Below are 19,781 nucleotides of genomic sequence, written 5' to 3'. Positions count from 1 at the left end.
GAATAATGGCGTCCCCTAGGGGACTCGAACCCCTGTTACCGCCGTGAAAGGGCGGTGTCCTAGGCCACTAGACGAAGGGGACGCAAACCCTTCAAGCGCAGCCCGTATTCGTCATGTTGCAAATACAGGCTGGTGGCAAATTCTGCTCTTCGAGATTGGTGGAGCTAGACGGGATCGAACCGTCGACCTCTTGCATGCCATGCAAGCGCTCTCCCAGCTGAGCTATAGCCCCATCTCGAGGACGGGGCGCATATTAGGGGCGCCCCCAGGTAGTGTCAACAACAATTTCGAAGGTGTCGAAGATTTTTTGGCATTAGGAACAACTACTTACCACCGACGGGCGGTAACGAACCGCCCTACGGCGAGACTGACCGGTTAAGTCGCCTCTGCTCAAACTGGTCAGACGATAGACGCCAACAGCTTTTCCCACTCCTTGGCTTCCTTCTTCGAGGCACCTCCGAGCAGCTCGAGCGCATTGCGCAGACGGAAGCGCGTCAGATCCGGGCCTATGATTTCCATGGCGTCCAGCACCGACACCGAACTGGCCTGCCCAGTGACGGCTGCGAACATCAGCGGCATCACATCGCGCAGTTTGAAGCCAAGGTGTTCGGCCACCTGAGTGATGCATGCGGTGATGCGCTCCTTCTCCCACTGGCGCAGCGCCTCCAGCTTCCACAGGATCAGCTGCATGACCTGGCGCACCTGCGTCGCGTCGAGTTTCTTGTGGGCGAACAGTGCCGGGTCGAGCGGCAGCGCACCGGAGAAAAAAAAGCCGGCCAGCGGCGCGATCTGGCTGAAGGTTTCCACCCGCTGCTGCACGTGGGGGGCGATCTGCATCATGTACTGCGGATTGAATGCCCACTTCTGCACTTCGGCAGCGAACTGCTCGACCGGCAGCTCGCGCAGCCACTGGCCGTTGAGCCAGGACAGCTTCTCCAGATCGAAGATCGGCCCACCGAGCGAGACACGATTGATGTCGAAGTGCTCGATCATCTCGTTCAGCGCGAATTTCTCGCGCTCGTCAGGCATCGACCAGCCCATGCGCCCGAGATAATTGAGCATCGCCTGCGGCAGAAAACCCATGCGCTCGTAGAAGGTCACCGAGGTCGGGTTCTTGCGCTTGGACAGCTTGCTCTTGTCGGGATTGCGCAGCAGCGGCATGTAGCACAGCTGCGGCTGCTCCCAGCCGAAGTACTCGTACAGTTTGATCAGCTTGGGCGCCGACGGCAGCCACTCCTCGCCTCGCAGCACATGGGTGATGCCCATCAGGTGATCGTCGACCACATTGGCGAGGAAGTAGGTCGGCAGGCCGTCGGCCTTCATCAGCACCTGCATGTCCATACGATCCCAGCCGATCTCGACGGTGCCACGCAGCATGTCCTGGACCTGGCACACGCCTTCGCTCGGCACCTTCATGCGGATCACATGGGATTCACCAGCAGCGATGCGACGCTGAGCTTCGGCCGGGTCGATGTGCATGCAATGCCCGTCATAACGCGGCGTTTCCTTGTTTGCCATCTGCTCGGCGCGCACCTGATCCAAGCGTTCGCTGCTGCAGAAGCACGGGAATGCATGGCCCTTGCTGACCAATTCGTCCGAGTATTTCTTGTAGATCTCACCGCGCTCGCTTTGCCGGTAGGGACCATGCGGGCCACCAACGTCGGGGCCCTCGTCCCACTCGATACCCAGCCAGCGCAGCGCATCATAGATCTGCTGCTCGGACTCACGAGTCGAGCGCACCTGATCGGTATCCTCGATGCGCAGGATGAACTGACCGCCGTGCTGTCGGGCGAAGCACAGGTTGAACAGCGCGATATAGGCAGTTCCAACGTGGGGATCACCGGTGGGAGATGGCGCGATACGGGTGCGGACGGTGGTCATGGAGGCTCTCGAACGAATAGGACGAACAGAAAATCAGAAGGGCCGAATGTTAACAGGCGAGGTGCAGCCGGCTCCAGCCGGACACCGACTGGAGCACTTTGCTATGCAGAAGCGAACGTACAGCCGCCTTAGGGCCACCGTAGAAGGATGGCCCTGAGGCCAAACAAGCACAGGAGCTTCAGACCTGCAGCAGGCGTTCGCGCAGCTTGTGGATTTCGTCGCGCGCCTCGGCAGCCGCCTCGAACTCCAGATCGCGCGCCAGACTCAGCATCTTCTCTTCCAGCTGACGAATCCGTTTGGTGATCTCGCTCGGTGAACGCAGTTCGTTCTCGTAACGCGCACTCTCCTCCGCCGCCTTCGCCTCTCCACGCCGCTTCTTGCTACGCGAGCCCGGCACTGTGGCGCCTTCGAGAATGTCCCGCACGTCCTTCTTCACACCCTGCGGCACGATGCCGTTAGCTTCGTTGAAGGCAATCTGCTTATTACGCCGCCGCTCGGTTTCATCCATGGCGCGCTGCATGGACCCGGTGATGTTGTCGGCATACAAAATCGCGCGGCCATTGAGGTTGCGCGCCGCGCGGCCGATGGTCTGGATCAGCGAGCGCTCTGAACGCAGGAAGCCTTCCTTGTCCGCATCGAGGATCGCCACCAGCGACACCTCGGGCATGTCCAGGCCTTCGCGCAGCAGGTTGATGCCCACCAGCACGTCGAAAGTGCCCAGCCGCAGGTCGCGGATGATCTCGACCCGCTCCACGGTATCGATGTCCGAATGCAGGTAGCGCACGCGCACGTCATGGTCGCTCAGATAGTCAGTGAGGTCCTCGGCCATGCGCTTGGTCAGCGTGGTGACCAGCACTCGCTCTTCCTTGACCACGCACTTGCGGATCTCCGACAGCAGGTCGTCGACCTGCGTCAGTGCCGGACGCACTTCAATCTGTGGATCGACCAGACCCGTCGGGCGCACCACCTGCTCGACCACGCGGCCAGCATGCTCGGCCTCGTAAGGGCCGGGCGTCGCGGAAACGAAGATGGTCTGCGGGCAGATCGCCTCCCATTCATCGAATCGCATCGGCCGGTTGTCCAGCGCCGATGGCAGACGGAAGCCGTACTCCACCAGGGTTTCCTTGCGCGAGCGGTCACCCTTGTACATAGCGCCGACCTGCGGCACCGAAACGTGGGACTCGTCGATCACCAGCAGCGCATCGGCGGGCAGATAGTCGAACAGCGTCGGCGGCGGCTCACCCGAATCGCGCCCAGAGAGGTAGCGCGAGTAGTTCTCGATGCCGTTGCAGTAGCCGAGCTCCATGATCATTTCCAGATCGAAGCGGGTACGCTGCTCCAGCCGCTGCGCCTCCACCAGCTTGTTCTGGCTACGCAGGTAGTCGAGGCGCTCGCGCAGCTCGTCCTTGATCTTCTCGATGGCGTCGAGCAGCGTCTCCCGCGGCGTCACGTAATGGCTCTTGGGATAGAAGGTAAAGCGCGGCAGTTTGCGGATTACCTCCCCCGTCAGCGGGTCGAAGGCCGACAGGCTCTCCACCTCGTCGTCGAACAACTCGATGCGCACGGCTTCGAGGTCCGATTCGGCGGGAAAGATGTCGATCACATCGCCGCGTACACGGAAGGTTGCACGGGCAAAATCCATGTCGTTGCGCGTGTACTGCAGGCCGGTCAGCCGGCGCAGCAGTTCGCGCTGGTCGAGCCGATCGCCGCGATCCACATGCAACACCATCTTCAGATAGGACTGCGGATCACCCAGACCGTAGATACACGACACCGTGGTGACGATGATCGCATCCGATCGCTCCAGCAACGCTTTGGTTGCCGACAGCCGCATCTGCTCGATGTGATCGTTGATCGATGCGTCCTTCTCGATGAAGGTGTCCGAAGACGGCACATAGGCTTCCGGCTGGTAGTAGTCGTAGTAGGAGACGAAATACTCCACCGCATTGTTCGGGAAAAACGCCTTGAATTCGCCATAGAGCTGCGCGGCCAGCGTCTTGTTCGGCGCCAGCACCAGCGTGGGGCGCTGCACATGAGCGATGACATTGGCGATGCTGAAGGTCTTGCCGGAGCCAGTCACGCCCAGCAGCGTCTGGTGCGACAGCCCCGCTTCGATGCCTTCGATCATCTGCCGAATGGCCTCCGGCTGATCGCCGGCCGGCTTGAAACGGGTGACCAGTTCGAACTTGGACATTTCGCCTCTCTAGGTAACGTTTGCCTGCTTGCCAGCCGGACCTTAGACAGCCATCCAGCGGTTTGGCGCGACGGCGGGCGCATCTCGACATCTGCCGGAGGCGATGGGCGCGCAAAGCTGAGAAACCGCCCATCTTTCCAGCATGCGAAACGCACCAATAATGCTCAGAAAAGCTCAGTAGCATATCGCAGGCCACAGGCATGATCGCTATACTACCGCCCCGTTTGCGCATCACCCTGCGCGCCGACGCGAGGGTGGTGAATCTAGTCACTCTTCTCTTTCGAGCCCCCTCACCATGAGTTTGTTCTCTGCTGTCGAAATGGCGCCGCGCGATCCTATCCTCGGCCTCAATGAAGCCTTCAACGCCGACACGCGGCCGAACAAGGTCAATCTCGGTGTCGGCGTCTACTACAACGAAGAAGGTCGCATTCCGCTGCTGCGCGCCGTGGTCGAGGCCGAGCATGCCCGCATCGCCACCCACGCACCGCGAGGCTACCTGCCGATCGAAGGCATCGCCGCCTACGACGCGGCCGTACAGAAGCTGCTGTTTGGTGAAGATTCCCCGCTGATCGCCGAAGGCCGGGTGGTGACTACCCAGGCGCTCGGTGGAACCGGCGCACTCAAGGTCGGGGCAGATTTCCTCAAGCGCCTGCTGCCTGACGCCGTGGTTGCCATCAGCAACCCGAGCTGGGAAAACCATCGCGCACTGTTCGAATCGGCCGGCTTTCCAGTACAGAACTATAGCTACTACGACGCAACCAACCACGGCATCGACCGTGCCGGCTTGCTGGAGGACCTGAAGAACCTGCCGCCCCGCTCCATCGTCGTGCTGCACGCCTGCTGCCACAACCCGACCGGTGTCGACCTGAACCTGGATGACTGGAAGCAGATCCTCGACGTGCTGCGCGCCCAGGATCACGTCCCGTTCATCGACATCGCCTACCAGGGTTTCGGCGACAGCATCGAAGAAGACGCCGCCGCCGTACGCCTGTTCGCCGAGTCGGGCATGACCTTCTTTGTTTCCAGCTCGTTCTCCAAGTCCTTCTCGCTGTACGGCGAGCGCGTCGGCGCGCTGTCGATGGTCACCCAGAGTCGCGAGGAGTCTGCGCGCGTACTCTCGCAGGTCAAGCGCGTAATCCGCACCAACTACTCCAACCCGCCGACCCATGGCGCCACAATCGTCTCCGCGGTGCTCAACAGCCCGGAACTGCGTGCCATGTGGGAAGCCGAGCTAGGCGAGATGCGCAGCCGCATCCGCGAGCTGCGGCTAAGCATGGTCGAGCAGCTGGCGGCTAAAGGCGCGAAGACCGATTTCAGCTTCGTTGCTGCCCAGCGCGGCATGTTCTCCTACTCCGGCCTCACAGCCGAGCAGGTCGAGCGGCTGCGTGTCGAGTTCGGCGTTTACGCCATCAGCACCGGTCGAATCTGCGCCGCCGCACTGAACCGCAACAACATTGGTCACGTCACTGACGCCATCGTCCAGGTGCTCTGATTCGATCCACCCCGGGGCTGTTTCAGGCCCCGGGCGTGGCATCCTCCCTGCCGGCGCGAAGGGTTGACTTCTCTTTTGCAAACAGTAGGATACGCACCGTTGTTCCGCGATAGCTCAGTCGGTAGAGCAAATGACTGTTAATCATTGGGTCCCTGGTTCGAGTCCAGGTCGCGGAGCCAAATTCGAAAGCCTCGGTTAATACCGGGGCTTTTTTATTGCCACTGGACTCTCACCAGGGACTACGTCCCAGGTTATTCGCTTCGCTCACCCCTTCGGGGCCGGGCTAAAGCGCGTTCTGCTAGCGCAGTCGAGTCCAGGTCGCGGAGCCAAATTCGAAAGCCTCGGTTGATACCGGGGCTTTTTTATTGCCACTGGACTCTCACCAAGGACTGCGCCCCAGGTTATTCGCTTCGCTCACCCCTTCGGGGCCGGGCTAAAGCGCGTTCTGCTGACGCAGTAGAGCCCAGGCTACGGAGTCACTCCGGCAGCGGTTCGCCTAGCCGCTGGCGCCACCAGCCCTGCGCCAGCATGGAACAACCCCAGCCCAACAGAACGCCAAGCACGTTAGCCAGCATGTCCCAGCGGGATGCAGTGCGATGCGGCAGCAAGCCCTGGCCCAGCTCGATCAGCAGCGCCGCGCAGACGGTCAGACAAAGCCCCCAGGTGAACGGTATGCGAGGAAAGCTCAGGCGCAGCGTGAACGCCAGCGCCGCAAAGCCCAGCAAATGGTGCAGTTTGTCCTGCTGATCGAACAGCTGCGGCACCGGCTCCGGCTTCAAACCATTGAAGAGCACGATCGCCAGCACGATCAGAAAAGGCAACACTCGCAGATAGGGCATAAGGGAAGGGTCTCTCACTCGAAGGCGCAATGCGTAAAAGAGGACGGTGCCCTCAACGCGACCTATGACCCACGAAAAGCGGTAAAGATCACTGAAAGCTGCTGCCCTTTCTTTACTTCATGTCTCGATCACAAACAAAAATGCCCGCATCACTTGATGCGGGCATACGCAAAGCATCTACGACTGGCGCCGTATTTATGCTTCGGCCTTGCCGACAGCGGACTTGATCAGAGTCTGCAGCTCACCCTTTTCGAACATCTCGAGGATGATGTCGCTGCCACCGACCAGCTCACCGCTCACCCACAGCTGCGGGAAGGTCGGCCAGTTGGCATAGGTCGGCAGGCTGGCACGAATTTCCGGGTTCTGCAGGATGTCGACATAAGCGAACTTCTCGCCACAGCCCATTACCGCCTGGGTCGCACGGGCAGAAAAGCCGCACTGTGGGGCGTTCGGCGAGCCCTTCATGTAAAGCAGCACCGGGTTGTTGGCGATCTGTTCTTTGATGGTTTCGATGATATCCATGGAGTACCTCGGCTAGACACGGTTGCCGCGCATTGTAACGGAAAACGCGCGGGAAAGCCGAGCGGAGGACTCGGCTTTGTGGTGGCGCAAAGGCCGTCAATACTGCGATTCAGCCCACCACAGGCCGTGGGTAGAGGATTTGCGCCTGCGCTCGCTTTCTGGATAAGATCGCGCCTTTCCCGTTTCGTCGCTCCCCGTGCGACCCCCAGTCGTCGGTCCCCTTTTTCTGTCGAAAAGCACTGGATCGCGCTGCGGCAATAAAGGTAGTTGATATGAGCGCAAGGCATTTTCTCTCACTGATGGACTGCACGCCCCAGGAGCTGAACAGCCTGGTCCGCCGCGGCATCGAGCTGAAGGATCTGCGCGAGCGCGGCGTCCTGTTCGAACCCCTGAAGAATCGCGTGCTGGGCATGATCTTCGAGAAAGCCTCGACCCGCACCCGACTGTCATTCGAAGCTGGCATGATCCAGCTCGGCGGCCAAGCGATCTTTCTTTCGCCGCGCGATACCCAGCTCGGCCGCGGCGAACCGATCAGCGATTCGGCCATCGTCATGTCACGCATGCTCGATGCCGTGATGATCCGCACCTTCGCCCATTCGACACTCACCGAATTCGCCGCCAATTCCAGCGTCCCAGTCATCAACGGCCTGTCCGATGACCTGCACCCCTGCCAGTTGATGGCCGATATGCAGACCTTCCATGAGCACCGCGGCAGCATCGCCGGCAAGACGGTGGCGTGGATCGGCGACGGCAACAACATGTGCAATACCTATATAGAAGCTGCCATCCAGTTCGACTTCCAGCTCAAGGTCGCTTGCCCCGAGGGCTACGAGCCCAACGCCGAGCTGATGGCACGCGCCGGTGATCGCGTGCAGATTCTGCGTGATCCGCGCGAGGCGGCCGCAGGCGCGCATCTGATCAGCACCGACGTCTGGGCCTCCATGGGCCAGGAAGACGAAGCCGCCGCGCGCCTAGCCACGTTCCGCCCCTATCAGGTCGACCGAGCACTGCTCGATTGCGCTGCCGCAAACGTGCTGTTCATGCACTGCCTGCCAGCCCACCGCGGTGAGGAAATCAGCCACGACCTGCTCGACGATCCGCGCTCCGTAGCCTGGGACCAGGCCGAAAACCGTCTGCATGTACAGAAGGCCCTGCTTGAGTTCCTCGTCGAGCCGGCCTATCACCACGCATGAAAAATGATCCGCCGCTGCTGCAATTGCGCGATCTGGCCTGCGGCTACGGCGAGCAGAGCATTGTTCAGCACCTCAACCTGCACCTGAACCGCGGTGATATCGGCTGCCTGCTGGGCCCATCCGGTTGCGGCAAGACCACTACGCTACGCGCCATCGCTGGGTTCGAGCCGGTACACCAGGGCGAAATCCAGCTGGAGGACACGGTCATTTCCCGCTCAGGCTTCACCCTGGCGCCGGAGAAGCGCCGCATCGGCATGGTGTTTCAGGACTACGCGCTGTTCCCCCATCTGACCGTGGCGGAGAACATCGCCTTCGGCATCCGCAAGCAGTCCGACTGTTCGCGAATCGTGTCGGAAATGCTCGAACTGGTGCACCTGTCCGCCTTGGGCAAACGCTACCCGCACGAACTTTCCGGTGGCCAACAACAGCGTGTGGCATTGGCCCGCGCCTTGGCGCCTGAGCCTGCGCTGTTGCTGCTGGACGAGCCCTTCTCTAACCTCGACGTCGAACTGCGTCGGCGTCTCAGCCATGAAGTGCGCGAGATCCTCAAGGCGCGCAACACCAGCGCCATTCTGGTCACCCACGACCAGGAAGAGGCCTTCGCCGTCAGCGATCAGGTCGGCGTATTCAAAGATGGTCGTCTGGAACAGTGGGACACCCCTTTCAACCTCTACCATGAACCGCTGACGCCCTTCGTCGCGAGCTTCATCGGACAGGGTTACTTCATTCGCGGGCAGCTGCTCGACCCGGAAACCGTGCAGACCGAGCTCGGCATTATTCGTGGCAATCGGGCCTACACCTGGCCGGCAGGCAGTTCGGTGGATGTGCTGCTACGCCCCGATGACATCGTCTACAAGCCGGACAGCCCGCTACGTGCGCTGATCGTTGGCAAAACCTTCCTCGGTGCGTCGACGCTGTACCGGCTGCAGCTGCCCACCGGCAATCAACTGGTGGCGATCTTCACCAGCCATGCGGACTACCCCACTGGGCAAGAAGTCGGCATCGCCATAGCCGCCGACCATCTGGTGGTCTTTCCGGCGCAGGGCAGCGTCGCCGCCCATGAAACGCTGCAGCCGACAACGGCAGCGCGCTAACCCTTCTGCCGGCGCTGGCGGAAGAATTCGCTGAGCTCCTTACCACACTCCTCGGCCAGCACGCCGCCCTCGACCAGCACCCGGTGGTTGAGAAAGCCCTGATCGAAAAACTGGCCGCGACTGACAACCACGCCGGCCTTCGGCTCGGTGGCGCCATAGACGACGCGCTGGATCCGCGAATGCACGATCAGACCGGCGCACATGCTGCAGGGCTCCAGCGTCACATAGAGTGTGCTACCGGGTAGCCGATAATTTTGTACTGCCAGCGCCGCGTCGCGCACCGCGACCATTTCCGCATGGGCACTGGGGTCGTGCCGGGAAATCGGACAGTTATAGCCGCGCCCGATGATCAGCCCGTCCTGCACCAGCACGGCGCCCACTGGCACCTCGCCCAGCGCCGCACCCTGCGCCGCCAGTGCCAGGGCTTCACGCATGAAGTGCTCGTCCTGGCTGCGGTCGATGATCAACGGTCTCCTCACTGCTGCGCCCTGCCCTTTCTCATACCACCTCGATCGCCGCCATCAGACCGGTTTCCATGTGGTCGATGACATGACAATGGAACATCCAGACACCGGGATTATCGGCGACCAGAGCGATACGCGCCGTCTCGTTCTTGCCCAGCAGGTAGGTATCGGTGAACCACGGATCGATCTTGCGGCGATTGGAGGAAATCACCTTGAAGGTCATGCCGTGCAGGTGAATCGGATGCTGGTACTGACTGAGGTTGCGCAGCTCGAAGATGTAATGGCCATCCTTTTTCAGCGTCGCAATCGGGCGATCGGCACAGGTCTTGTCGTTGATGTCCCAGGCCTGGCCGTTGATCTGCCAGAAGGTATAGGCGCCGCCCTGCTCGACGTCCGCCGACAGGTGGCCGGCCCATTCGAAGTTGAAGCGCAGTGTTTCCGCACGCTGCAGATCCGGCTCTGCCACCGGATTGGCCGGCAGCGCTGGCGGCCAGTCGCCAGCAGCGCCCTCGTACGCCACAGAACGCAGTGTCGCCAGTCGCAGCGGGCCATTGCGCAAGGATAGCTCCGTACCGATCTCCGGCACCTTCAGCGCCAGGTCGATGCGCATACCCGGTCCGAGCCAGTACTCCTTGCCCAGCGGCATCGGTACGACCGGATGGCCATCGAGCGCATAGATGCGCGCCTCGCCCTCCGGCAGGTTCAGCCGATAGGTCAGCGTATTGTCCAAGTTCAACACCCGTAGCCGCACGACCTGCCCGGCCGGCAGGTCAAGCGTGGGCGCATGTGTGCCATTCACCGTCGACAGCACGCCTGGCGTGCCACCTCGAGCAGCCTCGCGAGGCACGCTGAACTCGGTGAAAGCGCCCTGTTTATCGACATGCCAGCTTTTCAGATTGAGTGTGCGCTCGTGCCTGAAACCGCTCGGTTCGCGCTCCTCGACGATCAACGGACCGACCAGCCCACGGCCCAACTGGGCGGCACTGCTGGTATGCGGGTGATACCAGAAGCTGCCGGCATCGTGCAGCTGGAAGCGATAGTCGAAGAACTCACCGGGCAATACCGGCAACTGCGATACGTAGGGAACGCCATCCATTTCCAGCGGCAGACGAATGCCATGCCAGTGGATGGTGGTGGGCTCCGGCAGGTTGTTGATGAAGCGCACCCGCAGCCAGTCGCCCTGCCGGCCGCGCAATTCCAGGCCAGGTGCCTGCCCGCCATAGGCCCAGGCAGGCGTGACATGACCGGGCACCAGCTCTACGTCCAGCGGGGCGGCAATCAACTCATAGTCATGGGTGGTGATGTCGGCCGGGCGGCCAAGCCAGTAGCGCGCGCCACTGCCGGCAAGGCCGACCACGCCAAGACCGGCCAGGCCGGTGAGAATCTGTCTACGGGTAAAGGACATGCATGGGCTCCAGCCAGTCCGAATACATGGGCCCATCAGGCTCGACGCGCCCCTCTGGGGAGGCTGCGCATAGCATGAGGGCAGCCTGGGCTGCCCTCATTGCTTCAGATCACTCCCACTCGATGGTGGCGGGCGGCTTGCTCGACACGTCATAGGTGACGCGGGAGATGCCTTCGATTTCGTTGATGATGCGGTTGGACACCTTCTCCAGCAGCTCGTAAGGCAGGTGCGCCCAACGTGCAGTCATGAAGTCGATGGTTTCCACCGCGCGCAGCGCAACGACCCAGGCGTAGCGACGGCCGTCGCCGACCACACCGACCGACTTGACCGGCTGGAACACCACGAAGGCCTGGCTGGTCTTGTGGTACCAGTCGAAGTTGCGCAGCTCTTCGATGAAGATATGGTCGGCACGACGCAGCAGGTCAGCGTATTCCTTTTTCACTTCACCGAGGATGCGCACACCCAGACCCGGGCCAGGGAATGGGTGACGGTAGACCATGTCGTAGGGCAGGCCGAGTTCCAGGCCGATCTTGCGCACTTCGTCCTTGAACAGCTCACGCAGCGGCTCGACTAGCTTGAGGTTCATTTCCTCCGGCAGGCCGCCGACGTTGTGGTGCGACTTGATTACGTGTGCCTTGCCGCTCTTGGCGCCGGCCGACTCGATCACGTCGGGGTAGATGGTGCCTTGGGCGAGGAACTGGATGTTGTCCAGCTTGCTGGCCTCTGCATCGAACACGTCGATAAAGGTACGGCCGATGATCTTGCGCTTCTTCTCCGGGTCCGCCTCACCTTCGAGGTTACCGAGGAACTGTGCCTCGGCGTCGGCACGAATCACCTTGACGCCCATGTTCTCGGCGAACATGGCCATCACCTGGTCGCCCTCGTGCAGGCGCAGCAGGCCGTTGTCGACGAAGACACAGGTCAGCTGGTCGCCGATCGCCTTGTGCAGCAGCGCCGCAACCACCGACGAATCGACGCCACCGGAGAGGCCGAGCAGTACGTTGGCATCACCGACCTGGGCACGCACCTGGGCGATGGCATCTTCGACGATGTTGGACGGCGTCCACAGTGCTTCGCAGCCGCAGATGTCGAGGATGAAGCGGGAAAGGATGCGCCCGCCCTGGCGGGTGTGGGTCACTTCCGGGTGGAACTGCACGCCGTAGTAACCGCGGGAATCATCGCCCATGGCGGCTATGGGGCAGCTCGGGGTGCTGGCGAGAATGTGGAAACCAGCCGGAATCTCGGTGACCTTGTCGCCGTGGCTCATCCAGACATCGAGGCCGAACATACCGTCGTCATCCATGTGGTCTTCGATGCCGTCGAACAGCTTCGATTTGCCGACCAGGTCGACGCGGGCATAACCAAACTCGCGGACATCCGAGCCCTGTACCTTGCCGCCCAGCTGCTCGGACATAGTCTGCATGCCATAGCAGATGCCAAACAGCGGCACACCAAGATCGAACACAGCCTGCGGCGCGCGCGGGCTGCCCACCTCATGAACCGATTCCGGACCACCGGCGAGAATGATGCCGCGCGGGGCGAAGGCACGGATGTCGTCCTCGCTCATATCCCACGGATGCAATTCGCAGTAGACGCCAATCTCACGCACGCGGCGGGCAATCAGCTGGGTGTACTGGGAACCGAAGTCGAGGATCAGGATGCGGTGGGCGTGGATGTCAGGATGAGCCATGTGGGGCATCTCTCGTGGTAGTCACAAATGACACGGGGCTGATCGAACAGCCCCGTTGTTCATGCATTCCAAAAATCGGGTTGCCGCTTCGCGAGCAACGGACAGGCAATGCGCAGAGCAACGAGAAAGCGGAGTCTGCCGAAACAAATGAGGCATCGACTCGCTTCGTTCGCCCTCCGGGCCGTCCTGTCGGACGTTCGCTGGCAAGCCAGCGCCAAGTTTCCTCCAACGCAGCATGACCTAGCGCAGCTGCGTCAAATCGATCTTCAGCCGACGCGGTAGTTCGGAGCTTCCTTGGTGATCTGCACATCATGCACGTGCGACTCGGCCATGCCGGCGCCGGTAATGCGCACGAACTGCGGCTTGCTGCGCATCTCGTCGACGGTGGCGCTGCCGGTGTAACCCATGGAAGCACGCAGACCGCCCATCAGCTGGTGGATGATCGCTGCCAGCGAGCCCTTGTACGGCACACGGCCTTCGATACCTTCCGGCACCAGCTTCTCGGCGCCAGCGGCGGAATCCTGGAAGTAGCGATCCGAGGAGCCTTGCGCCTGGGACATGGCACCCAGCGAGCCCATGCCGCGATAGGCCTTGTAGGAACGCCCCTGGAACAGCTCTATCTCACCCGGCGCTTCTTCGGTACCGGCGAACATCGAACCCATCATCACGGCGTTGGCGCCGGCGACGATGGCCTTGGACAGGTCACCGGAGAAGCGGATGCCACCGTCGGCGATCATCGGCACGCCGGTGCCTTCCAGCGCGGCGGAGACGTTGGCAATGGCAGAGATCTGCGGCACGCCAACACCGGCAACGATACGGGTGGTGCAGATCGAGCCCGGGCCGATACCGACCTTGACCGCGTCGGCGCCGGCCTTGACCAGGTCCAGCGCCGCTTCGGCAGTGGCGATGTTGCCGCCGATCACCTGCACCTGCGGGAAGTTCTCCTTCACCCAGCGCACGCGGTCGATCACACCGCGGGAATGACCATGCGCGGTATCCACCACCACCACGTCGACACCGGCAGCGGCCAGCGCCTCGACGCGATCACCGGTATCAGCGCCAGTACCGACTGCTGCACCGACGCGCAGACGACCCTGGCCGTCCTTGGACGCCAGCGGATAGGTCTTGGCCTTCTCGATGTCGCGGAAAGTCACCAGACCGCGCAGGTGGAAATTGCCGTCTACCACCAGCATCTTCTCGATGCGGTGCTTGTAGAGTTCGGTTTTGATTTCTTCCAGGCCGGTGCCTTCGAGCACGGTCACCAGCTTGTCTTTGGGCGTCATGATTGCCGCGACGGAATCGCCGGCGTTGGGCGTGAAGCGCAAGTCGCGGCCAGTGACGATACCGACCAGCTCTTTGCCGGAGACCACCGGGAAGCCGGAGAAGCCCAGCTCATGTGCCTTGCGCAGCAGCTCGCTGATCTTGGTTTCCGGGGTGACGGTGACCGGATCGTGAACGATGGCGGTCTCGTGACGCTTGACCTTGCGCACCTCGGCAGCCTGCTGCTCGATGCTCATATTCTTGTGAATGATACCGATGCCGCCTTCCTGGGCCATAGCGATGGCCAGGCGCGCTTCGGTGACGGTGTCCATGGCCGCGGAAACCAGCGGAATGTTCAGCTCGATTTCGCGGGTCAGACGGGTCTTCAGACTGACATCCTTCGGCAAAACCTCGGAATATCCCGGGATCAGGAGAACATCATCGAAAGTCAGGGCTTCTTGGCTGATACGCAGCATGGCGGGGGCTCCCAGGCGGGAAAAAGGAAGCGCGGCATTATACCCACGCACTCCCTCACGCTCAATGCGGATGTGAGGCGCGGCGCGCGCACCAAAAAGCGTGGCATTGCTGAAATGACTGAATGGTCACGGGCGATCAACCACCAGCGCTACTTTGAAACCCAGGCGTTCGGCGAATTCGTCGAGAAATGACGGCTTGAAGCCCGCCTCGCCCCAGCCGTTGAAGATGAAGCCCAGATTAGAAAAGCCGCAGGCCGGGATGAACAGAAAGCCGTTGATATCATCCTCGAAGCCACATTCCGGACAGGTGAAATTATCGGTCTGGCGAGGCATCCACTCGTCCAGGCTCTCGAACAGCGCCTCGCCGATCTCGCGGCGGCACTCGGGACACCCAGCCTCCTCGGGAAAGTCGCGAGTAGGTGTATAGATGCAGCGCTTGGTCACAACTTCAAGGCCGTTGATGGCTTCTGCAAAGGGCAAGCGTTCCGGATGCATCACGACGTTTCGCGCGCCTGGAGCAATCGCGTAGCCCATGCCGCCAACACCGCGGCCGCAGGTGGTCGGCAGCGCCTCGACGATGTGCCGCTCGGCCAGCCAGCGCAGGATCATCCGCGCCTTGGCTTCGTGCCCTGGTAACGTGGAAATGCGCGGCACGATGATCGCTTGGCTTTGGCTCATGGATACTCGGAGCGTGAGATGGACGGAGGTCGCGCAGCTTAGCGCCATGCCCGAACCGGTCAAGGCCAGGCAGACCAGTGCCGTGCAGTTTCGGTTTGCGCAGGGTCGCGCCCGGCTTATCATCGCCGCCATGCTCAAAGATCCCTTCCAGCGTCTCAATCTCGATCGCGAAGTGCTGACTGTCAGTCAGCTCAACGGTCGCGCCCGCCTGCTGCTCGAGGACGTATTCGCCCAGGTCTGGGTCGAAGGCGAGATTTCCAACCTCGCCCGCCCGGCTTCCGGCCACATCTATTTCACCCTCAAGGACAAGAACGCCCAGGTGCGTTGTGCGCTGTTCCGGCAGAACGCGGCGCGGGTTCGCCAGGCCCTACGTGATGGCCTGGCGGTACGGGTGCGCGGCAAGGTCTCGCTGTTCGAGGGACGCGGCGACTATCAGCTGATTCTCGACACGCTGGAGCCGGCCGGCGACGGCGCGCTGCGCCTGGCGTTCGAAGCACTGAAAGAAAAGCTCAGCGCCGAAGGCCTGTTCGCCGCCGAACGCAAGGCCGCCCTGCCCGCCCATCCACGACGCATTGGCATCGTCAGCTCGCCGACCGGCGCAGTGATCCGCGACATCATTTCGGTGTTCAAACGCCGCGCGCCGCAGGTCGAGCTGACGCTGATCCCGACCGCGGTACAAGGCCGCGAAGCCACCGGGCAGATCGTCCGAGCGCTGCAGCTAGCCGACGCTCAGGGCTTCGATGCGCTGATCCTGGCCCGCGGCGGCGGTTCGCTCGAAGACCTCTGGTGCTTCAACGAAGAAGCCGTGGCACGCGCGGTGGACGCCTGCGTCACGCCGATCGTCAGCGCGGTGGGCCACGAAACCGATGTCTCGATAGCCGATTTCGTCGCCGATGTTCGCGCGCCGACGCCATCCGCGGCTGCCGAGTTGCTGGCACCAAGCAGCGCCGACCTGCAACACCGGCTGAGCGGGCTGCAACAGCGCCTGGTACTGCGCATGCGCGACCGCCTGCACCGTGATGCCATGCGCCTGGAAGGTCTGACCCGCCGCCTGCGCCATCCCGGCGAACGGCTGCAACAGCAGGCACAGCGTATCGATGATCTCGAGCAGCGCCTGCTGCGCGCGGTCGACCGTCGCCTGTGCAGCAGCCAGGAGCGCCTGGCTCGGCTGGAAACGCGCCTGGCCTCACAACATCCGGGCCGTTCGCTGAATCTGTTGCGCCAGCGCCTCGACCACCTTTCCTCGCGACTGCCGCGGGCGATGCAGGCCAGTCTGAAAGGCCGCCGTCAACAGCTTCAGGGGCTCGTCCAGACGCTCAATGTGGTGAGCCCGCTGGCCACACTCAGCCGCGGCTACAGCATCCTGCTCGACGAGCGCGGCCAGGCGATCCGCAGCGCCAGCCAGACCCAACCCGGGCAACGTCTCAAGGCTCGACTCGGCGAGGGCGAACTCCAGGTGCGGGTGGAAGACAATCATCTGGAGCCAGTAACGCTGCCGTTGCTGTAGACCCTGCGGCAGCCGCTTGGCCGGAAACGTTCTGACATCCCTGGGTCTTTCTCTATTCCAGCGTTTACGCGAGGATGGGCCGTTTCCTGCAACGGACCCACCCATGCCTCGCGTCTTCGCCCTGCTGTTCGCCCTCACCCTTGCCCTCCCCGCCCATGCCGAGGGATTCATCACCCGCCTGCTCAACAAACCCGTACCCGGCGGCGTAGCCGTGATCGAACTCGGCAACGGCCCGAGTGCGCCGCAGGCCCGCTACCAGGGCAAGCCGACGCTGGTGGTACGCGAGGATGGCCAGCGCTGGATCGCTATCGTTGGTATCCCGCTTTCGGTGAAGCCGGGCGCGCAGCAGTTGGAGATCGATGGTCGCGCGCAAGCCTTCCAGGTCGAAAGCCGTGAATATCGCGCACAGCACATCACCCTGAAAAATCAGCGCCAGGTCAATCCCAACCCGGCCGACCTCAAGCGCATCGAACGTGAGCTGGACGAGCAGAACCGCGCCTATCGCCAGTTCAGCGCTAACCAGCCGAGCAATCTGCTGTTCGATCGCCCGGTCGACGGCCCGCTGTCATCGCCCTTCGGCCTGCGCCGTTTCTTCAACGGCGAGGAACGCAACCCGCATTCCGGCCTGGATTTCGCCGCCAAGACCGGCACGCCAATCAAGGCACCGGCAGCCGGCAAGGTCATACTCACCGGTGACTACTTCTTCAATGGCAAGACGGTATTCGTCGATCACGGCCAGGGGCTGATCAGCATGTTCTGCCATCTTTCCGAGATCGGCGTGAAAGTCGGCGAGCAACTGGCGCGGGGTCAGGAACTGGGCAAGGTCGGCGCAACCGGACGCGCAACCGGTCCGCACCTGCACTGGAACGTGAGCCTGAACGACGCGCGGGTCGACCCAGCCATCTTCATCGGCGCGTATAAGCCTTGAACACATCACGAGGAACGACAGCGATGCGCATCAAAGCAACGGATTCCACCCTGCTGATCATCGACATCCAGGAGCGCCTGTTCCCGGTCATTCTCGAAAGTGAAGCCATGGCCGAGCACACTGCCTGGCTGCAGCAGGTAGCACAGCGAGTAGGCGTGCCGGTGCTGCTGACCGAGCAGTACAGCAAGGGCCTCGGCCCGACCATCGCCGCCCTGCGTGACGGCGTCGACGAGGCCGCCATTCTGGAGAAGCTGCACTTCTCCGCGGCTGGCGACGGCGAGCTGTTCCAGCGCCCCGGCGGCGAACGCCGGCAGTTCGTCATCTGCGGCTGCGAGACTCACGTGTGCGTGCTGCAGACCGTGCTCGACCTGCGCGCCCGCGGCAACGAAGTTTTCGTCGTCGAAGAAGGCGTCAGCTCGCGGCGGGCCAGCGACAAGGCGCTCGCGCTGGCGCGGATGCGTCAGGCTGGTGCGGTGATCGTCTCGCGGGAGATGGTCGCCTTCGAATGGATGGAACGCGCCGGCACCGAACTGTTCAAGAGTATCAGCCGCGAATTTATCCGCTGACCAAGCCACATCGACAAGCCGGGCAGCGACCAAGGCGATTTGCCAAGGCCGCGCCCTCACCTCTCAATGGAGATTCACATGTCTGACGATCTGGCCGGCTGGCTGGACTGGCTCAGAGCCCACCCCGAACTGCAGACGCTGCTCGCCAGTGCCACGCTGATCTTCGCCGCCTGGCTGTCTAACTGGATCGTCAAACGCATCCTGGTGCGTGGCCTTTACCGTTTACTGCGCCACACCCGCGATGGCGAACTGCAGGATTTCGGCATCATCAAGCGGCTGTCGAACATCGTCCCCGCACTGGTGCTGTCGCTTGGCGTGACGACCGTACCGGGCCTGCCGGAAGCCGCGGTGACCGTGGTGCAGAACGTCTGCGGCGGCTTCATCGTGCTGACCATCGCGCTGGCCCTGGGCGCGGTGCTGGACATCGTCAACCTCATCTACCAGCGCCGTCCGGATTCCCGCCTGCACCCGATCAAGGGTTATCTGCAGGTGGTGAAGATCGTCGTCTACGCCATCGCGACGATTCTGATCATCGCCACGCTGATCGACCGTTCACCGCTGATCCTGCTGTCCGGCCTGGGTGCCATGGCGGCGGTGCTGATGCTGATTTTTCAGGACACCCTGCTCTCGCTGGTGGCCAGCGTGCAGATCACCTCCAACGACCTGATTCGCGTCGGTGACTGGGTAGAGATGCCGCAGCTCAACGCTGACGGCGACGTGATCGACATCGCCCTGCATACCGTCAAGATTCAGAACTGGGACAAGACGATCACCAGCATCCCGACCAAGCGCTTCATTTCCGATTCGTTCAAGAACTGGCGCGGCATGCAGGAAAGTGGTGGCCGGCGCATCAAGCGCAGCCTGTATCTGGATCAGCAGAGCGTGCATTTCCTAGACGCCGACGAGCGCAAGCGGCTCTATCGCTTCAGCCTGCTGGAGGATTACCTGGTCAACAAGCGCAAGGAAATTGATGAGTGGAACGCCAAGCTCGCCGAGCGCGGGCAGGACCCGGTCAATACCCGCCGGGTCACCAATCTGGGGACGTTCCGCGCCTATGTTGAACGCTATCTGCGCGCCCATCCCGGCGTGCACCAGCAGATGACGCTGATCGTACGGCAGCTGAGCCCAACCGCCGACGGTCTGCCGCTGGAGATCTACTGTTTCACTAACACGGTAGCCTGGACGCAGTACGAAGCGATCCAGTCGGACATCTTCGATCACTTGCTGGCGATCCTGCCGGAATTCGGCTTGCGCGTGTTCCAGCACCCGAGCGGCGCCGACATGCGCAACTGGGGCGAGTCGCTGATGCCCCGCGGCGCACCAGTACTGGCGGCGCGTGAGGAACATTCGACCGAAGATGATGGCAAGGACTTGCCGGGCGCATTCCAGCAAAGATAGACAAGAACGGTGACGATGCTGACCGAGCAGCCAGGCATGCGGCATCGACTAATCGGAGGTTGGCGCTGAGGCACGAAGCAGATGGCGCAGCCTTGAGCACTGCCCATTGCGTCCTCCCTGACGCCAGCGCCGCGGGCCACACCTTCAAACCCCGCGCCTCAGCGCCAACCTACGTCCGGAGCGAGGGAACGCCT

Annotated in this window: 16 protein-coding genes and 3 tRNA genes; 8 read left to right on the top strand and 11 right to left on the bottom strand. The window is 62.3% G+C overall.

The genetic code is table 11. The annotated features are described in order from the left end of the window. Positions 1-6: 6 nt before the first annotated feature. From UIB01_RS05985 to uvrB, 4 genes are all read right to left on the bottom strand, one after another. Positions 7-82: transfer RNA gene (locus UIB01_RS05985), tRNA-Glu, on the bottom strand. A 74-nt stretch (positions 83-156) separates the two neighbouring features. After that, positions 157-232: transfer RNA gene (locus tag UIB01_RS05980), tRNA-Ala, on the bottom strand. Between the two features lie 167 nt (positions 233-399). After that, complete coding sequence (gene gltX, locus UIB01_RS05975) at positions 400-1,881, bottom strand: glutamate--tRNA ligase (RefSeq protein WP_038657801.1); 1,482 nt, start codon at positions 1,879-1,881, stop codon at positions 400-402. Positions 1,882-2,059: 178 nt separating this feature from the next. Next, positions 2,060-4,075, bottom strand: a complete 2,016-nt coding sequence (uvrB, locus tag UIB01_RS05970; protein WP_038657799.1) for an excinuclease ABC subunit UvrB — start codon at positions 4,073-4,075, stop codon at positions 2,060-2,062. 295 nt (positions 4,076-4,370) lie between these two features. Between uvrB and UIB01_RS05965 the strand changes: the two genes are divergently transcribed. Next, positions 4,371-5,567: an amino acid aminotransferase gene (locus UIB01_RS05965; protein ID WP_038657797.1), complete on the top strand. Its 1,197-nt coding sequence runs from the start codon at positions 4,371-4,373 to the stop codon at positions 5,565-5,567. 103 nt (positions 5,568-5,670) lie between these two features. Next, a tRNA-Asn gene (locus UIB01_RS05960) sits at positions 5,671-5,746 on the top strand. Between the two features lie 297 nt (positions 5,747-6,043). On the opposite strand, the gene UIB01_RS05955 is transcribed toward UIB01_RS05960, so the two are convergent. Both UIB01_RS05955 and grxD read right to left on the bottom strand, forming a co-directional pair. Then, complete coding sequence (locus tag UIB01_RS05955; RefSeq protein WP_038657795.1) at positions 6,044-6,406, bottom strand: VanZ family protein; 363 nt, start codon at positions 6,404-6,406, stop codon at positions 6,044-6,046. 195 nt (positions 6,407-6,601) lie between these two features. Further along, positions 6,602-6,928, bottom strand: coding sequence for a Grx4 family monothiol glutaredoxin (gene grxD, locus UIB01_RS05950; RefSeq protein ID WP_038657793.1), 327 nt, complete (start codon positions 6,926-6,928; stop codon positions 6,602-6,604). 272 nt (positions 6,929-7,200) lie between these two features. On the opposite strand from grxD, the gene argF reads away from it, so the two are divergent. Both argF and UIB01_RS05940 read left to right on the top strand, forming a co-directional pair. After that, positions 7,201-8,121 carry an ornithine carbamoyltransferase gene (gene argF / locus UIB01_RS05945; protein ID WP_038657791.1) on the top strand — a complete coding sequence of 307 codons (921 nt, stop codon included), beginning with the start codon at positions 7,201-7,203 and terminating at the stop codon, positions 8,119-8,121. Then, entirely contained in the window at positions 8,118-9,215 is a 1,098-nt protein-coding gene (locus UIB01_RS05940; RefSeq protein WP_038657789.1) for an ABC transporter ATP-binding protein, read from the top strand. The genes argF and UIB01_RS05940 overlap by 4 nt, the downstream gene beginning before the upstream one ends. Here the strand turns inward: UIB01_RS05940 and tadA are convergent. The 5 genes from tadA to UIB01_RS05915 form a co-directional block, all read right to left on the bottom strand. Beyond that, positions 9,212-9,694 (bottom strand): tRNA adenosine(34) deaminase TadA, encoded by a 483-nt coding sequence (tadA, locus tag UIB01_RS05935; protein ID WP_038657787.1) that lies wholly within the window; start codon positions 9,692-9,694, stop codon positions 9,212-9,214. The genes UIB01_RS05940 and tadA overlap by 4 nt on opposite strands. A gap of 19 nt (positions 9,695-9,713) precedes the next feature. Next, positions 9,714-11,084, bottom strand: coding sequence for a multicopper oxidase family protein (locus UIB01_RS05930; RefSeq protein ID WP_038657786.1), 1,371 nt, complete (start codon positions 11,082-11,084; stop codon positions 9,714-9,716). A 109-nt stretch (positions 11,085-11,193) separates the two neighbouring features. Beyond that, positions 11,194-12,774, bottom strand: a complete 1,581-nt coding sequence (gene guaA, locus UIB01_RS05925) for a glutamine-hydrolyzing GMP synthase (protein ID WP_038657783.1) — start codon at positions 12,772-12,774, stop codon at positions 11,194-11,196. A gap of 266 nt (positions 12,775-13,040) precedes the next feature. Further along, a complete protein-coding gene (guaB, locus tag UIB01_RS05920) occupies positions 13,041-14,510 on the bottom strand; it encodes an IMP dehydrogenase (RefSeq protein ID WP_038657781.1) in 1,470 nt (489 codons plus the stop codon). 126 nt (positions 14,511-14,636) lie between these two features. Beyond that, complete coding sequence (locus tag UIB01_RS05915; protein WP_038657778.1) at positions 14,637-15,188, bottom strand: hypothetical protein; 552 nt, start codon at positions 15,186-15,188, stop codon at positions 14,637-14,639. Between the two features lie 130 nt (positions 15,189-15,318). On the opposite strand from UIB01_RS05915, the gene xseA reads away from it, so the two are divergent. The 4 genes from xseA (at position 15,319) to UIB01_RS05895 (ending at position 19,587) form a co-directional block, all read left to right on the top strand. Beyond that, a complete protein-coding gene (gene xseA / locus UIB01_RS05910; protein WP_038665444.1) occupies positions 15,319-16,695 on the top strand; it encodes an exodeoxyribonuclease VII large subunit in 1,377 nt (458 codons plus the stop codon). A 103-nt stretch (positions 16,696-16,798) separates the two neighbouring features. Then, positions 16,799-17,623: a M23 family metallopeptidase gene (locus UIB01_RS05905; protein ID WP_038657776.1), complete on the top strand. Its 825-nt coding sequence runs from the start codon at positions 16,799-16,801 to the stop codon at positions 17,621-17,623. Between the two features lie 23 nt (positions 17,624-17,646). Continuing rightward, entirely contained in the window at positions 17,647-18,189 is a 543-nt protein-coding gene (locus tag UIB01_RS05900; protein WP_038657773.1) for a hydrolase, read from the top strand. A 78-nt stretch (positions 18,190-18,267) separates the two neighbouring features. Further along, positions 18,268-19,587: a mechanosensitive ion channel family protein gene (locus tag UIB01_RS05895; RefSeq protein ID WP_038657771.1), complete on the top strand. Its 1,320-nt coding sequence runs from the start codon at positions 18,268-18,270 to the stop codon at positions 19,585-19,587. Positions 19,588-19,781: the final 194 nt, after the last annotated feature.

Origin of the sequence: Stutzerimonas decontaminans, assembly GCF_000661915.1 — a bacterium.
Lineage (GTDB): Bacteria > Pseudomonadota > Gammaproteobacteria > Pseudomonadales > Pseudomonadaceae > Stutzerimonas > Stutzerimonas decontaminans.
This window is presented reverse-complemented; position numbering and strand designations above follow the sequence as displayed.

Coding starts and splice junctions, on each gene's coding strand:
- gltX (WP_038657801.1), bottom strand. CDS start 1,881: ATGACCACCGTCCGCACCCGTATCGCGCCATCTCCCACCGGTGATCCC.
- UIB01_RS05940 (WP_038657789.1), top strand. CDS start 8,118: ATGAAAAATGATCCGCCGCTGCTGCAATTGCGCGATCTGGCCTGCGGC.
- UIB01_RS05895 (WP_038657771.1), top strand. CDS start 18,268: ATGTCTGACGATCTGGCCGGCTGGCTGGACTGGCTCAGAGCCCACCCC.
- UIB01_RS05955 (WP_038657795.1), bottom strand. CDS start 6,406: ATGCCCTATCTGCGAGTGTTGCCTTTTCTGATCGTGCTGGCGATCGTG.
- guaA (WP_038657783.1), bottom strand. CDS start 12,774: ATGGCTCATCCTGACATCCACGCCCACCGCATCCTGATCCTCGACTTC.
- argF (WP_038657791.1), top strand. CDS start 7,201: ATGAGCGCAAGGCATTTTCTCTCACTGATGGACTGCACGCCCCAGGAG.
- xseA (WP_038665444.1), top strand. CDS start 15,319: ATGCTCAAAGATCCCTTCCAGCGTCTCAATCTCGATCGCGAAGTGCTG.
- UIB01_RS05915 (WP_038657778.1), bottom strand. CDS start 15,188: ATGAGCCAAAGCCAAGCGATCATCGTGCCGCGCATTTCCACGTTACCA.
- UIB01_RS05965 (WP_038657797.1), top strand. CDS start 4,371: ATGAGTTTGTTCTCTGCTGTCGAAATGGCGCCGCGCGATCCTATCCTC.
- uvrB (WP_038657799.1), bottom strand. CDS start 4,075: ATGTCCAAGTTCGAACTGGTCACCCGTTTCAAGCCGGCCGGCGATCAG.
- UIB01_RS05930 (WP_038657786.1), bottom strand. CDS start 11,084: ATGTCCTTTACCCGTAGACAGATTCTCACCGGCCTGGCCGGTCTTGGC.
- UIB01_RS05905 (WP_038657776.1), top strand. CDS start 16,799: ATGCCTCGCGTCTTCGCCCTGCTGTTCGCCCTCACCCTTGCCCTCCCC.
- grxD (WP_038657793.1), bottom strand. CDS start 6,928: ATGGATATCATCGAAACCATCAAAGAACAGATCGCCAACAACCCGGTG.
- guaB (WP_038657781.1), bottom strand. CDS start 14,510: ATGCTGCGTATCAGCCAAGAAGCCCTGACTTTCGATGATGTTCTCCTG.
- UIB01_RS05900 (WP_038657773.1), top strand. CDS start 17,647: ATGCGCATCAAAGCAACGGATTCCACCCTGCTGATCATCGACATCCAG.